We start from the raw sequence: 13,255 nt of genomic DNA on the forward strand, positions 1-13,255 counted from the left end.
CGAACCAGATATGGCGCCCTGTGAACGCTTGCGATAGACCGTCAAACGCTCGGAAGCACGACGATGGCGGAAAGCACCGCAATTTCGCCGCAACGTGCCGCAATCTGGGGTCTGGGTTTATCTCTAAGGTGTCGTTCGTAATGCAGCGCAAGGTCCTGGTCGCGACAGTCGCAACCGCTCCTCTCCTCGCCATGGCGTTCGGCGCTTATGCTGAAACCGTCGTCAATACGGCTCGTACGAGCCCGATCGCCACGGCGACCGCGACGTCGACCAACACGGCCGACGACGTGAAGATCGACACCGCCGGCTCGATCACCCTGACAACGGCCGGGCCGCTGGTCACGCTCAACAGCAACAACAAGGTCACCAACGCCGGCGCCCTGAGCACGGTGGGGGTCGACAACTCGACCGGCATCCTGATCCAGGCCGGCCAGACCGGCACGGTGACCAACACCGGCACGATCAGCCTGACCGAGGACTACACCCCCACCGACGACGACAAGGATTCGTCGGGCGCGGCCAAGCCGGACGGCGACCTGGACGGTCCCTTCGCCAAGGGCTCCAACCGCTACGGCATCCGCCTGACCGGCGCCGGCAACTTCACCGGCGACATCATCATGAGCTCCGGCTCGATCACGGTCGAAGGCAACAACTCAGCCGGCATCTCGCTGGAATCGGGCCTGCTGGGCAATCTGACCACCGGCGGCTCGATCAGCGTCATCGGCGACAACGCCTACGGCGTCCATGTGGCCGCGCCGGTGAACGGCAAGGTGCAGATCAACGGCGGCGTCGCCGTGACGGGCCTGAACGCCACCGGCGTGGCGATCGACGGCGACATGAGCGGCGCCTTCGTGGTGCAGGGTTCGGTCACCTCGACCGGCTACCGCTACACCAGCCGCCCGTCGACCAAGGAACTGCGCGACGTCCTGGACGCCGACGACCTGCTGCAGGGCGGCTCGGCCGTCCGCGTGACCGGCAACATCGCCGGCGGCGTGCTGCTGGACATCCCGCCCGCCGACACCGACACCACCAAGACCGACGAAGACAACGACGGCGTCCCCGACGCCAGCGAGGGCAGCTCGTCCCTGACCACCTACGGCGCCGCCCCGGCCCTGCTGATCGGCTCGGACACCCACGCGGTGACCATCGGCGCGGTGGGCACGGGCGACAACGCCTATGGCCTGATCGCCAAGGGCAGCGTCGCCGCCAACGGCCTCTATGACGGCATTTCTGCCACCGCCATCCAGCTGGGCGGCAATACCGGCCAGACCACCACCATCACCAACGGCGCGCGTATCGACGCGGCGATCACCTCCACCGCCTACGAGGCCAACTCGACCGGCGTCCTGCTCAAGTCCGGAACCACCGCCCCCACCCTATGGAACCGGGGCGCGATCGCCAGCTACAGCATTTCCGAGGGCCAGTTCGACGCCCGCGCCGTGGCCATCGACCAGGGCGCCAGCATGACCAGCCTGAAGAACGCCGGAGCGATCTCGGCCGTTCTGGGCGGCGAGAAGGGCAACGCCTACGGCGTGATCGACAATTCGGGCACCCTGACCAGCATCGAGAACACCGGCAAGATCACCGCCTCGATCACGGCCACCGACGACGCGCTGGACACCGACGACACCGACGTCGATCCCACCAACGAGACGATCACCGGCAAGGCGATCGCCATCGACGTCAGCAAGAACACCACCGGCGTCACCCTGACCCAGAACGGCGTCAACGACGGCGACGACGGCAAGGACGGCGTGGCCGACGCGGACGCCGACGGCGACGGGGTCGACGACGCCGACGAGCCGGCGATCGTCGGCGCGATCAACTTCGGCTCGGGCGCCGACACCTTCAACGTCCAGAACGGCCTGGTGATCGGCGACATCGCGTTCGGCGCCGGCGCCGACGCCCTGAACATCAGCGGCGGCGGCTCGGTCCTGGGCGCGCTGCGCGATTCGGACGGCCAGCTGGCCATCAATGTCGGCAAGGGCTCGCTGGGCCTGACCAACGCCGAGACCATCAACGCCACCAGCCTGACCCTGGGCGCGGACGCCAAGCTGGTGTTCACCGCCGATCCCAGCGCCAACGGCGGCGCCGGGGCCAACACCCACCTGGTGGTCTCCGGCCCGGTCAACATCGCCTCGGGCGCCCAGCTGGGCCTGCGCCTGACCAGCCTGCTGACCGCCCCGACCAGCTACACCGTCATCACCGGCGGCTCGCTGAACGTCGGCACGATCAACCAGGACCTGCTGGGCGGCACGCCCTACCTCTACGTCGCCAGCAGCCGGACCGACACCAACAACGTCTATCTGGACGTGCGCCGCCGCACCTCCACCGAGATCGGCATGAACTCGGCCCAGTCCTCGGCCTACGACGCCACCTTCGCCGCCCTGAGCAAGGACGACGACATCGCCAAGGCGTTCCTGAACCAGAGCACCAAGGACGGCTTCCTGGGCCTGTACGACCAGATGCTGCCGGACCAGGGCGAAGGCTTCTTCTCGGCCCTGCAGAACGCCAACCAGGCGATCTCGGCGGCCACGGCCTACCGTCCCGATCCGGGCGACCGCTACGGGCCCGACAGCGTGTGGATCCAGGAGATCAACACCCTGGTCCGTCGCGACACCGACGGCACCATGGGGTCGGACACCCAGGCCTTCGGCTTCGTCGGCGGCTACGAAGCGATGGGCGACGCCGGCGGGGCCCTGGGCCTGACCCTGGCCTATGTCAGCATCGAGGAACACGACATCGCCGCCAAGGTGGGCGAGCAGACCACCGGCAACTTCGTCCAGCTGGGAACCTACTGGCGTCGTTCGATCGGCGGCTGGCGCTTCAACGCCGGCGGCGGCGGCGGCATGGGCTGGTACACCGGCGAGCGCACGTTCAGCTCCGGCGACCAGAACGGCGACGGCAAGGTCGACGTCGAGCGCCACAACACCGCCGACTGGACCGGCTATACCTTCAACGCCTTCGCGGGCACGGCCTACGAGGCCAAGTTCGGCCGCTTCTTCACCCGTCCCGAGGCGCGCGTCGACTATCTGTACCTGAACGAAGGCGCGCGGAAGGAAACCGGCGGCGGCGAGGGCTTCGACCAGAACCGCATGCGGCGCAAGTCCAGCAGCCTGACCGGCGACGTGGGCGTGGCGTTCGGCGCCGACTTCGGCCGCGACCTGTGGTGGCGTCCCGAAGTGCGCGTCGGCTACCGCAAGGCCCTGGCCGGCAGCCTCGGCGACACCCGCTACAGCTACGCCTACGGCGGCGCTCCGATCGTCAACCAGAAGGCGGCCAACGACAAGGACGGGGCGGTGACCCTGGGCTTCGCCTTCCGCGCCGGCACGCCGATGTCGTACCTGGCCTTGGAAGGCGGCGCCGAGGCCGCTAAGAAGCAGAAGCGCTACAATCTGAAGCTCACCGGCCGGGCGATGTTCTAGGCCCCCTAAGGGACCTCTGGACTTCGTCCGCGTTCTGAGCGAACACTGATCGACAAGGCCCGCGCTTCGGCGCGGGCCTTTTTCGTTTGGGAATCCAGTAGCTTATCCGAGAGACGAAGCGGAGCCTGAAGGAAAACTCACAGGCCCGCGCCCTTATCTCTATTTAACACGTAGGAATAATCGTCTTTTGTCCCAGTCAACGCGGCGCCAGCAAGGCGTCGAGAGGGGAAGACCATGACCAAGACCCACCACACCGTCCTGCGCACGGCCCTGATCGCCGGGGCCTCGCTCCTGGCCATGACCGGCGCCGCCCACGCCCAGACCGCCACGCCCGAGCAGCAACAGGCTCGCATCGAGGCGCTGGAGGCCCAGTTGGAAGCCCTGTCCAGCCAGATCGCCGACCTGAAGGCCGCCACGGCCGCCAGCCTCAAGGACGTTCGCGCCGTCCAGGCCCAGACCAATGTCAGCATCGCCGGCGGCAAGCCGGTGATCGCCTCGGGCGACGGCGCCTTCAGCGCCAACATCCACGCCGTGCTGCAGCTGGACGCCGCCCAGTACTATCAGGACAAGCCCTTGCCGGCCTCGGTGGTCACGGGCCGCGACCTCAACAGCGGCACCAACATCCGCCGCGCCCGCCTGGGCGTCGACGGCAAGCTGTTCAAGAACTTCGACTACAACATCCTGCTCGAGTTCGGCGGCGCCGGCACCGACGGCGCGGGCACGCTGCAGGAAGCCTGGCTGCAGTACAACTACGCCCCCTTCAAGGTGAAGGTCGGCGCCTTCGCCCCGAACGTCGGCCTGGCCGACGTGGCCTCGACCAACGGCTCGCTGTTCTCCGAACGCCCCTCGGGCTCGGAACTGGCCCGCGGCCTGGCCGGCGCCGACAAGCGCATCGCCCTCCAGGCCCAGACGCTCGGCGAACGCTACCTGATCTCGGGCGCCGTCACCGGCGCCAAGACCGGCGACGCGGCCACCACCGACGAGCAGCTGGGCTATCTGGGCCGCGCGGTGTTCATCCCGTTCAAGGGCTATGACTGGCTGACCCACATCGGCGTCAACGCCAGCAAGATCGCCACCCCGGCCCAGGCCACGGTCGGCGGTCCCTACAGCGTCACCGTCACCGACCGTCCGGAACTGCGCGTCGACGGCACCCAGCTGATCTCGTCGGGCGCCATCGACTCGACCGGCGCCAGCCACTACGGCTTCGAACTGGCCGCCCAGAAGAAGAACTTCTTCATCGAGGCCGAATATTTCGACATCCAGGTGGACCGCCGCAACGCCGCCGCCGGCGTCACCGATCCGAAGTTCAAGGCCTGGTACGTGGAAGGCTCGTGGGTGCTGACCGGCGAAGCCCGCAAGTACAACGTCAACAACTTCGCCTTCGACGCCCCGGCCGTCGACAAGCCGTTCGACCCGAAGAAGGGCCAGTGGGGCGCCTGGGAACTGGCCGCGCGCTACTCGATCGCCGACCTCAACTATCATGAGCGCGCCACCCTGGCCGCCGACCGCGTGCGCGGCGGCGACCAGAAGATCGTCTCGGTGGGCCTGAACTGGTTCCCCAACCCGGTGACCAAGTTCGCCATCGACTATCTGGACGTGAACGTCGACCGCCTCGACAGCGCCGGCCTGCAGGCCGGCCAGGACTACCAGGTCGTCACCGTGCGCAGCCAGTACGCGTTCTAAGGCAAAGCGCGATGACCAAGCTTCCCGAAGCTGGGATCCTCGCCCCCTCCCGCCGCGCGCTCGTCGCGGCGGGAGCCGGGGTGGCGGGTCTGGGCCTGGCCACGAACCTGGGCGGGGCGGCGCAAGCCGCCGGCGCCAAGCCGCTCACCCTGCTCAACGTCAGCTACGACCCGACGCGCGAGCTCTACAAGGACATCAACGCCGCCTACGCCAAGTACTGGAAGGACAAGGTCGGCCAGGACCTGGTGATCAACCAGAGCCACGGCGGTTCGGGCAAGCAGGCCCGCTCGGTGATCGACGGCCTGCAGGCCGACGTCGTCACCCTGGCCCTGTCCAACGACATCGACGAGATCGCCAAGCGCGGCCTGATCGCCAAGAACTGGCAGTCGCGCCTGCCCGACAATTCCGCACCCTACACCTCGACGATCATCTTCCTGGTCCGCAAGGGCAACCCGTGGAAGATCCGCGACTGGGGCGACCTGGTGAAGCCGGGCGTCGACATCATCACCCCCAATCCCAAGACCGGCGGCGCGCCGCGCTGGGCCTATCTGGCAGCCTGGGCCTGGGCCCTGAAGCAGCCCGGCGGCAACGACGCCAAGGCCCAGGCCTACGTCAAGCAGCTCTATTCGCAGGTGCCCGTGCTGGACACCGGCGCGCGCGGCTCGCTGACCACCTTCGTCCAGCGGGGCATCGGCGACGTGCTGCTGACCTGGGAGAACGAGGCCCACCTGGCCCGCCAGGAGTTCGGCGCCGACAAGTTCGAGATCGTCTATCCGTCGATGTCGATCCTGGCCGAGCCGTCCGTGGCCGTGGTCGACAAGAACGTCGACCGCCACAAGACCCGCACCGTCGCCGAGGGCTATCTGAACTTCCTCTACAGCCCCCTGGCCCAGGACCTGATCGGCAAGAACAACTACCGCCCGCGCAATCCCGCCGCGGCCGCCAAGTACGCCTCGAAGTTCCCGAAGATTCCGCTGGTCACCATCGACGAGCAGTTCGGCGGCTGGGCCAAGGCCCAGGCCCGGCATTTCGTCGACGGCGGCGTGTTCGACCAGATCTACAAGCCGGGCGTTTAGGCCCCGAGACCCACCTCTTCACGTGAGCGACATCGCCATGACCCAAGACCTCAAGACCCCCACGCGCCGCGGCCTGCTGGGCACGGCCGGCGCCGCCGGCGCGGCCTTGGCCGTTCCCGCCGCCTTCGCCGCCGGTTCGGCCCAGGCCCAGGGCGTCAAGCCCGTCACCCTGCTGAACGTCAGCTACGACCCGACCCGCGAGCTCTACAAGGACATCAACGCCGCCTACGCCAAGTACTGGAAGGAAAAGGTCGGCCAGGACCTGACCATCAACCAGTCGCACGGCGGTTCGGGCAAGCAGGCCCGCTCGGTGATCGACGGCCTGCAGGCCGACGTGGTCACCCTGGCGCTGGCCTACGACATCGACGAGATCGCCGCCAAGGCCAAGCTGCTGCCGGCCAACTGGCAGTCGCGCCTGCCCAACAACTCCACGCCCTACACCTCGACCATCGTGTTCCTGGTCCGCAAGGGCAACCCGTGGAAGATCAAGGACTGGGGCGACCTGATCAAGCCGGGCATCGACGTGATCACCCCCAACCCCAAGACCTCGGGCGGGGCGCGCTGGAACTACCTGGCCGCCTGGGCCTGGGCCCTGAAGCAGCCCGGCGGCAACCCCGCCAAGGCGCAGGCCTATGTGACCGAGCTGTTCAAGCACGTGCCGGTGCTGGACACCGGCGCGCGCGGCGCCACCACCAGCTTCACCCAGCGGGGCCTGGGCGACGTGCTGCTGGCCTGGGAGAACGAAGCCTACCTCGCCCAGGACGAGCTGCCGGGCAAGTTCGACATCGTCTATCCGTCGCTGTCGATCCTGGCCGAGCCGCCGGTGGCCCTGGTCGACAAGAACGTCGACCGCCACAAGACCCGCACCGTGGCCGAGGGCTATCTGAACTTCCTCTACAGCCCCATCGCCCAGGACCTGATCGGCAAGAACTACTACCGCCCGCGCAACGCCGCGGCCGCGGCCAAGTACGCCAGCAAGTACAAATCGATCCCGCTGGTCACCATCGACGACACCTTCGGCGGCTGGAAGAAGGCCCAGGCCACGCACTTCGCCGACGGCGGCGTCTTCGACAAGATCTACCAGCCCAAGTAGCCCTGTAGCCGGCTACCGGCCCAAACCAGAGCTTAAGGACCAGGCGGCGGGAACCTCATCCGGGGTTCCCGCCGTTCCGCATTTCGGGTCAATGTCTGGAACCCGACTCCCCAAGCGGCGTTGGGAAACGGGGCATACCAACAGGGTCGGGCGGTTTCTCAGATGACGGACATCTCGCAGTCGGAACGGGCGGCGGACCAGCTGGCCGCCGAGCACGGCGCCGGCGACCCTTTCGCCGCCGCGATCCGCGCCACCCGCATGGCGATGATCGTCACCGACGCCAAGCAGAGCGACCACCCGATCATCTTCGCCAACGACGCCTTCCTGGCCCTGACCGGCTATGCGCGCCACGAGGTGATCGGCCGCAACTGCCGGTTCCTGCAGGGACCCGACACCGATCCGGCCCAGATCGACGCCATCCGCCGCGCCATCGCCCAGGGCGAGGACATCGCCGTCGATATCCTGAACTACCGCAAGGACGGCACGACCTTCTGGAACGCCCTCTATCTGTCGCCGGTGCGCGGCGCGGACGGGCGGATCGTCTATTTCTTCGGCTCGCAGCTGAACGTCAGCGACAAGAAGCGGGTGGAGCGCGAGCACGCCGACGACCGCGACCGGCTGGAGGCGGCCGTCGCCGCCCGCACCGCCGACCTGACCCAGGCCCTGCAGCAGAAGACCGCCCTGCTCCACGAGGTCGACCACCGGGTCAAGAACAACCTCCAGCTCATCTCCTCCCTGCTGCTGCTGCAGAACCGCCGGGTCAGCGATCCGGCCGTCAAGAACAGCCTGCGCGGCATGCTGGAGCGGGTCAGCGCCATCGCCACCGTCCACCGCCGCCTGTTCCAGAGCGACGACGTCGAGCGCTTCGACGTCTCGGCCTTCGTGCGCGACCTGGTCGGCGACATGATGGGCTCGGCCCGGCGCGACGACGTCAAGGTAACGCTGGACCTGGAGCGCATCGACATCGCCGCCTCCAAGGCCGCCCCCCTGGCCCTGGTGATCAGCGAGCTGTTCTCCAACGCCCTGCGCCACGCCTTCCCGCCCGAGACCATGGACGGCCGCACGGGCGAGATCTTCATCGGCATCACCCGCCACGACGACACGTTCCGGATCGAAATCGCCGACACCGGCGTTGGTATGGCGAATTCCGCTTCGTCGGGCGGATTCGGCCTGACCATTGTGCAGTTGCTTTGCCAACAGTTGAAGGCTCGCTCGGAAACCACGCCCGCCGAACCCGGAACCCGCGTGGTGGTGTATCTGCCGGTCAACGGCGTTCATCACTGAGAAGGTTTGGACCTGGTGATGAACGAGCGCCCGCTCGATGTCTTGATCGTCGAGGACGAAGTCCTCCTGGCCACCGAGCTGGAGTTCCTGCTCGAGGAGGTCGGCTGCCATCCGGTGGGCCTGGCCATGAGCTCGGACGAGGCCGTCAACATGGCCAGCGCGCTTCAGCCGGACCTGGCCCTGGTCGACGTGCACCTGCAGGACGGCCCGACCGGGGTCGAGGTGGCCCGCGCCATCCACGACGACTGCGGCGGGGTGGTGCTGTTCATGACCGCCAACGTCAAGCGCCTGCCCGACGACTTCGCCGGGGCCTGCGGGGTGATCGGCAAGCCCTATTCCGAGCACGGCGTGAAGAGCGCCATCAGCTACCTGACCATCTGCATGCGCGAGGAGCACGCGCCCGGCCCGCCGCCCATCGGCCTGGAACTGGCCCCGGCCTATGCCGAGCGCTGGGGCCTGACCGGCCTGCCGCGCACCGCCTGAGGTGAGCGTCCCGCTGATCGCTTCGGTGGTCGGGACGGCCGCGGCCCTCCTGTCGATCACCAGCTTCGCGCCCCAGATCGTCAAGATCTGGCAGGAGAAGGACGCCTCTTCGGTGTCGTTGCGGACCTACCTGGTCACCGTCACCGGCTTTGCCTGCTGGATCGCCTACGGCGTGATGATCAAGGCCTGGCCGGTGATCGCGTCCAACACCGCCTGCCTCCTGATGTCGGGCGCGGTGCTGGCGCTGAAGTGGCGCTACGGCCGCCAGGACGATTGAGCGCAAGCGGCGCGTGACACCCGCCCCCACGTCCGCTATCGAAGCGCGCCTTTCGCCTTACAGGACCGCCGCCTTGACCGACGTCGCCGAGGAAGCGGGCTGGGCCACCGCCAAGACCCTGGCCGAAGCCCTGCCCTACATCCAGATCTACGACCGCGAGACGGTGGTCATCAAATACGGCGGCCACGCCATGGGCCAGGAAGAGGTCGCCAAGCTGTTCGCGGCCGACACCGTGCTGCTCAAGCTGCTGGGCGTCCACCCGGTGGTGGTGCACGGCGGCGGCCCGCAGATCAGCCGCATGCTCGACAAGGCCGGGGTGAAGTCGACCTTCGTCGACGGGCTGCGCGTCACCGACGAGGCCACCATGGAAGTGGCCGAGATGGTGCTGTCGGGCGCCATCAACAAGGAAATCGCCAACTGGATCACCCAGGCCGGCGCCGAGGCCGACGTGCGCGGCGTGGGCCTGTCGGGCAAGGACGCCCGCCTGATCACCGCCGAGAAGGTGACGCGCACCAAGAAGGATCCGGACAGCAATATCGAGCAGGCCGTGGACCTGGGCTTCGTGGGCGAACCGACCAAGGTCGACCCGCACCTGATCCAGGCGCTGCTGACGTCCGAGACCGACTACATCCCGGTGATCGCGCCCATCGGCGTCTCCACCGAGGGCCAGACCTTCAACATCAACGCCGACACCGTGGCCGGCGCCCTGGCGGGCGCGCTGAAGGCCAAGCGGATGCTGATGCTGACCGACATCGCCGGCGTCCTCGACGGCGAAGGCCAGCTGATCCGCCAGATGACCATCGCCGAGGCCCGCGGCTTGATCGAGAGCGGCGTGGCCAGCGGCGGCATGATCCCCAAGCTGGAAAACGCCATCCACGCCGTGGAGAGCGGCGTCGAGGCCGTGGTCATCCTGGACGGCCGCCGTCCCCACGCCATGCTGGTCGAACTGTTCAGCGAGCACGGCGCGGGTACGCTGATCTCGAAATGACCGCCGACCTGGCTCACGTCGAGACCTGGCTGTTCGATCTCGACAACACCCTCTATCCGGCCGAGTGCGAGTACATGGCCCTGATCGAGGGCCGGATGACCGACTTCGTGACGCGCTTCACGGGCCTGCCCCGCGAGGAGGCGCGCGCTCTGCAGAAGCGCTATTACACCGAGCACGGCACCACCCTGGCCGGGCTGATGATGCATCACGGCATGGAGCCCAAGGCGTTCCTGGACGAGGTGCACGACGTCTCGATGGACCGCCTGACGCCCGACGCGGCCCTGCGCGAGGCGATCCTGCGCCTGCCCGGCCGGCGCCTGGTGTTCACCAACGGCTCGACCGGCCACGCCGAGCGGGTGCTGGAGCGGCTGGCCCTGGCCGACCTCTTCGAGGACACCTTCTCGATCGAGACCGCCGACTATCTGCCCAAGCCGGCCATGGCCACCTTCGAGAAGATGACCGCCCGCCACGGCGTGGCCCCCAAGGTCGCGGCCTTCTTCGAGGACAGCGAGAAGAACCTCGCCCCGGCCGCCCTGCTGGGCATGACCACCGTCCTGGTCGGCGCCCACGCGGCCGCCTCGACCGCCGACTTCGTCCATCACCGCACGCACGACCTGGCCGGGTTCCTGACCTCGGCCCGCCTGAAGGAAGCCTGACATGACCGAGCTCACCCTCGCCGATCTGCAAACCGAGATCGAAGCCGCCTGGGAGGCCCGCGACGGCGTCTCCACCGCCACCACCGGTCCGGTGCGCACGGCGGTCGAGGAGACCCTGCTGCTGATCGACGCCGGCAAGGCCCGTGTGTCGGAGAAGATCGACGGCGAGTGGACCACCCACCAGTGGCTGAAGAAGGCCGTGCTGCTGTCGTTCCGCCTCAACCCCAACAAGGTCATGCACGCCGGGACGATGGGCGGCGCGGTGGGTCCGTGGTGGGACAAGGTCCCCAACAAGTTCGACGGCTGGGACGCCCCGCAGTTCGAGGCCGCCGGCTTCCGCGCCGTGCCCGGCTCGATCGTCCGTCGCGGCGCCTATGTGGGCAAGAACGTCATCCTGATGCCGTCGTTCGTGAACATCGGCGCTTACGTGGATGACAGCACCATGGTCGACACCTGGGTGACGGTCGGCTCGTGCGCCCAGATCGGCAAGCGCGTCCACCTGTCGGGCGGCGTCGGCATCGGCGGCGTGCTGGAGCCCCTGCAGGCCAACCCGACCATCATCGAGGACGACTGCTTCATCGGCGCCCGTTCCGAAGTGGTGGAAGGCGTGGTCGTCGGCGAGGGCTCGGTCCTGTCGATGGGCGTGTTCATCTCGGCCTCGACCAAGATCGTCGACCGCGCCACCGGAGCTATCCACATCGGCAAGGTGCCGCCCTACAGCGTCGTGGTGCCGGGCAGCCTGCCCGACAAGAACGGCGGCCCCAGCCTGTCGTGCGCCGTGATCGTCAAGACCGTGGACGCCAAGACGCGGTCCAAGACCTCGATCAACGACCTGCTGCGGGACTAAACGTCTCGCACCGCCAAGGTCCAAAGAAAGACCGTGCGGTCGACAACCTCGTAGAGGACTCGAAAGCTCGGCGCCCTAGGCGTTCGTGGAACAACTACGATGAACATGCTCCGCCCTTCGAAGGCGGGGCATTTTTCATTGTTGAAAGGCGCCCGTTGCAACATCCATTCGAGGTTTTGCACGCCCTCGTCGATCAGTGGAAATTGCCGTTGCAGAGTGCGGACCGCCTCCTCGAACATTTCCGAATGCCGGATCGAGAAGGGCGGTCGATCAGAAGGGTCTCGCACTCGCATGGGCTTTGGCCGTTTCTAGCGCCCATGCGCGATCATCGTCCGTCACCTCGACGGGGACGAGTTGAAGCGCCGTGAAATAGGGGATCACCTCGCCCAGTTCGGCGGCCTCCCAAGCAGCGTTGTGGCTGATCTCGCTGATCTGGCGCGCGGTCTTGCCACGCACGAAGTCGGCGACCTCCCGCAACAGAAGCTGTTCTCGCTCCGCGAGGCGGACGGGCTTGAACGACCCGGCGGCCACATAGTCCTTTTTGAAAAAGCCGTGATGCTCGGTCTCGCGCACCGCGAGCCTGCCCTCGCGCGACAGCTCCTCCACGGCAGAGGTCAGGTGTCGCGCCGTAGGGCCGAACTTTTGCTTGAGATAGTCGACGCCCGTCAGCGGCCTGCCTTCTTCGAGGAAGGTCATCATGTCGGCGAAATAGAGCATCTTGTGGAGCTTCACATTGCCCAGCTCTTCCGGCGGGCAATAGGCGGCCAAGAAGAGGATCGCCTCTTTGAATTTCTCACGGTCGAATTGGACGGTGGATCCCGGCACGATCAATCTCCGAATCGGAGTTGAATCCTCGCGATTCATTCAGTCAATAGAACAAAATAGGAACAACTTGCGCGCTCCTTATCGCTCCAGCTCGCCCTGAAGTCAACAAGCAGGTTTCAGACGTCATACTGGCCATACGGCGTCCCGTCGCGATGGCGGTAGAAATCCTCCCGCGCCCGCGCGACCATGTCGATGTCGCTGTAGGTGCAGGTGTCCCGGTCAGGGCGGCGCGAGCCCATCTCCAGCAGGACGGCCTCGCGGTCGGAGCGGTTTTCCAGGTGGTGGCCGTTCTCGACGCCGGCCTTGAAGCCCGCGCAGTCGCCGGGGCGCAGCACCGTCTCGCCGCCGTCCTCGACCAGCACCACCTCCCCTTCCACCACCCAGACGAACTCGTCCTCGGCCGAGTGCCAGTGGCGCTGGCTGCTCCACTGGCCGGGCGGCAAGCGCATCAGGTTGACGCCGAACTGGGTAAGCCCGGCCGCGTCGCCCAGGGCCCAGCGCTTTCGCTCGAGACAGGGCGCATCGTGCGGCGGCGGATAATCGGTTCCGACGCGTGTCGGGGCGGTATCGATGTCGATCTTGGGCATGGCTGTCGTCTCGGGTTTGCGTCGGGCGCCA

The 13,255-nt window shown here is 67.4% G+C and carries 12 protein-coding genes; 10 read left to right on the forward strand and 2 right to left on the reverse strand.

The window, feature by feature from the left end; translation table 11 throughout:
• The first annotated feature begins 191 nt into the window (after nt 1-191).
• From AC07OA_RS03590 to dapD, 10 genes are all read left to right on the forward strand, one after another.
• Nucleotides 192-3,425, forward strand: a complete 3,234-nt coding sequence (locus tag AC07OA_RS03590) for an autotransporter outer membrane beta-barrel domain-containing protein (protein ID WP_494662384.1) — start codon at nt 192-194, stop codon at nt 3,423-3,425.
• Nucleotides 3,426-3,659: 234 nt separating this feature from the next.
• Nucleotides 3,660-5,108: an OprO/OprP family phosphate-selective porin gene (locus AC07OA_RS03595; protein ID WP_494662385.1), complete on the forward strand. Its 1,449-nt coding sequence runs from the start codon at nt 3,660-3,662 to the stop codon at nt 5,106-5,108.
• Nucleotides 5,109-5,119: 11 nt separating this feature from the next.
• Entirely contained in the window at nt 5,120-6,184 is a 1,065-nt protein-coding gene (locus AC07OA_RS03600) for a sulfate ABC transporter substrate-binding protein (protein ID WP_494662386.1), read from the forward strand.
• 37 nt (nt 6,185-6,221) lie between these two features.
• Nucleotides 6,222-7,277: a sulfate ABC transporter substrate-binding protein gene (locus AC07OA_RS03605; protein WP_494662387.1), complete on the forward strand. Its 1,056-nt coding sequence runs from the start codon at nt 6,222-6,224 to the stop codon at nt 7,275-7,277.
• A gap of 162 nt (nt 7,278-7,439) precedes the next feature.
• Nucleotides 7,440-8,561, forward strand: coding sequence for a photosensory histidine protein kinase LovK (gene lovK / locus AC07OA_RS03610; protein ID WP_494662388.1), 1,122 nt, complete (start codon nt 7,440-7,442; stop codon nt 8,559-8,561).
• Between the two features lie 18 nt (nt 8,562-8,579).
• On the forward strand, nt 8,580-9,044 hold the full coding sequence (locus tag AC07OA_RS03615) for a response regulator (RefSeq protein WP_494662389.1): 465 nt from the start codon (nt 8,580-8,582) through the stop codon (nt 9,042-9,044).
• Nucleotide 9,045: 1 nt separating this feature from the next.
• The gene (locus AC07OA_RS03620; RefSeq protein ID WP_494662390.1) at nt 9,046-9,321 is read left to right on the forward strand and encodes a SemiSWEET family sugar transporter; all 276 of its coding nucleotides are present in this window, start codon (nt 9,046-9,048) and stop codon (nt 9,319-9,321) included.
• A gap of 73 nt (nt 9,322-9,394) precedes the next feature.
• Nucleotides 9,395-10,309 carry an acetylglutamate kinase gene (gene argB, locus AC07OA_RS03625; RefSeq protein WP_494662391.1) on the forward strand — a complete coding sequence of 305 codons (915 nt, stop codon included), beginning with the start codon at nt 9,395-9,397 and terminating at the stop codon, nt 10,307-10,309.
• A complete protein-coding gene (locus AC07OA_RS03630; RefSeq protein WP_494662392.1) occupies nt 10,306-10,965 on the forward strand; it encodes a pyrimidine 5'-nucleotidase in 660 nt (219 codons plus the stop codon). The genes argB and AC07OA_RS03630 overlap by 4 nt, the downstream gene beginning before the upstream one ends.
• Nucleotide 10,966: 1 nt before the next feature.
• The gene (gene dapD / locus AC07OA_RS03635; RefSeq protein WP_494662393.1) at nt 10,967-11,812 is read left to right on the forward strand and encodes a 2,3,4,5-tetrahydropyridine-2,6-dicarboxylate N-succinyltransferase; all 846 of its coding nucleotides are present in this window, start codon (nt 10,967-10,969) and stop codon (nt 11,810-11,812) included.
• A 270-nt stretch (nt 11,813-12,082) separates the two neighbouring features.
• Here dapD and AC07OA_RS03640 read toward each other — a convergent pair whose 3' ends face one another.
• Nucleotides 12,083-12,637: a Panacea domain-containing protein gene (locus AC07OA_RS03640; protein ID WP_494662394.1), complete on the reverse strand. Its 555-nt coding sequence runs from the start codon at nt 12,635-12,637 to the stop codon at nt 12,083-12,085.
• A gap of 116 nt (nt 12,638-12,753) precedes the next feature.
• On the reverse strand, nt 12,754-13,224 hold the full coding sequence (locus AC07OA_RS03645) for a cupin domain-containing protein (protein ID WP_494662395.1): 471 nt from the start codon (nt 13,222-13,224) through the stop codon (nt 12,754-12,756).
• Nucleotides 13,225-13,255: the final 31 nt, after the last annotated feature.

It is taken from the genome of Caulobacter sp. GW821-FHT09B08 (genome assembly GCF_059418225.1).

Excerpts from the sequence above, each read along its gene's own strand:
- AC07OA_RS03590 (WP_494662384.1), top strand. The coding sequence starts at position 192 with ATGGCGTTCGGCGCTTATGCTGAAACCGTCGTCAATACGGCTCGTACG.
- AC07OA_RS03595 (WP_494662385.1), top strand. The coding sequence starts at position 3,660 with ATGACCAAGACCCACCACACCGTCCTGCGCACGGCCCTGATCGCCGGG.
- AC07OA_RS03600 (WP_494662386.1), top strand. The coding sequence starts at position 5,120 with ATGACCAAGCTTCCCGAAGCTGGGATCCTCGCCCCCTCCCGCCGCGCG.
- AC07OA_RS03605 (WP_494662387.1), top strand. The coding sequence starts at position 6,222 with ATGACCCAAGACCTCAAGACCCCCACGCGCCGCGGCCTGCTGGGCACG.
- lovK (WP_494662388.1), top strand. The coding sequence starts at position 7,440 with ATGACGGACATCTCGCAGTCGGAACGGGCGGCGGACCAGCTGGCCGCC.
- AC07OA_RS03615 (WP_494662389.1), top strand. The coding sequence starts at position 8,580 with ATGAACGAGCGCCCGCTCGATGTCTTGATCGTCGAGGACGAAGTCCTC.
- AC07OA_RS03630 (WP_494662392.1), top strand. The coding sequence starts at position 10,306 with ATGACCGCCGACCTGGCTCACGTCGAGACCTGGCTGTTCGATCTCGAC.
- dapD (WP_494662393.1), top strand. The coding sequence starts at position 10,967 with ATGACCGAGCTCACCCTCGCCGATCTGCAAACCGAGATCGAAGCCGCC.
- AC07OA_RS03645 (WP_494662395.1), bottom strand. The coding sequence starts at position 13,224 with ATGCCCAAGATCGACATCGATACCGCCCCGACACGCGTCGGAACCGAT.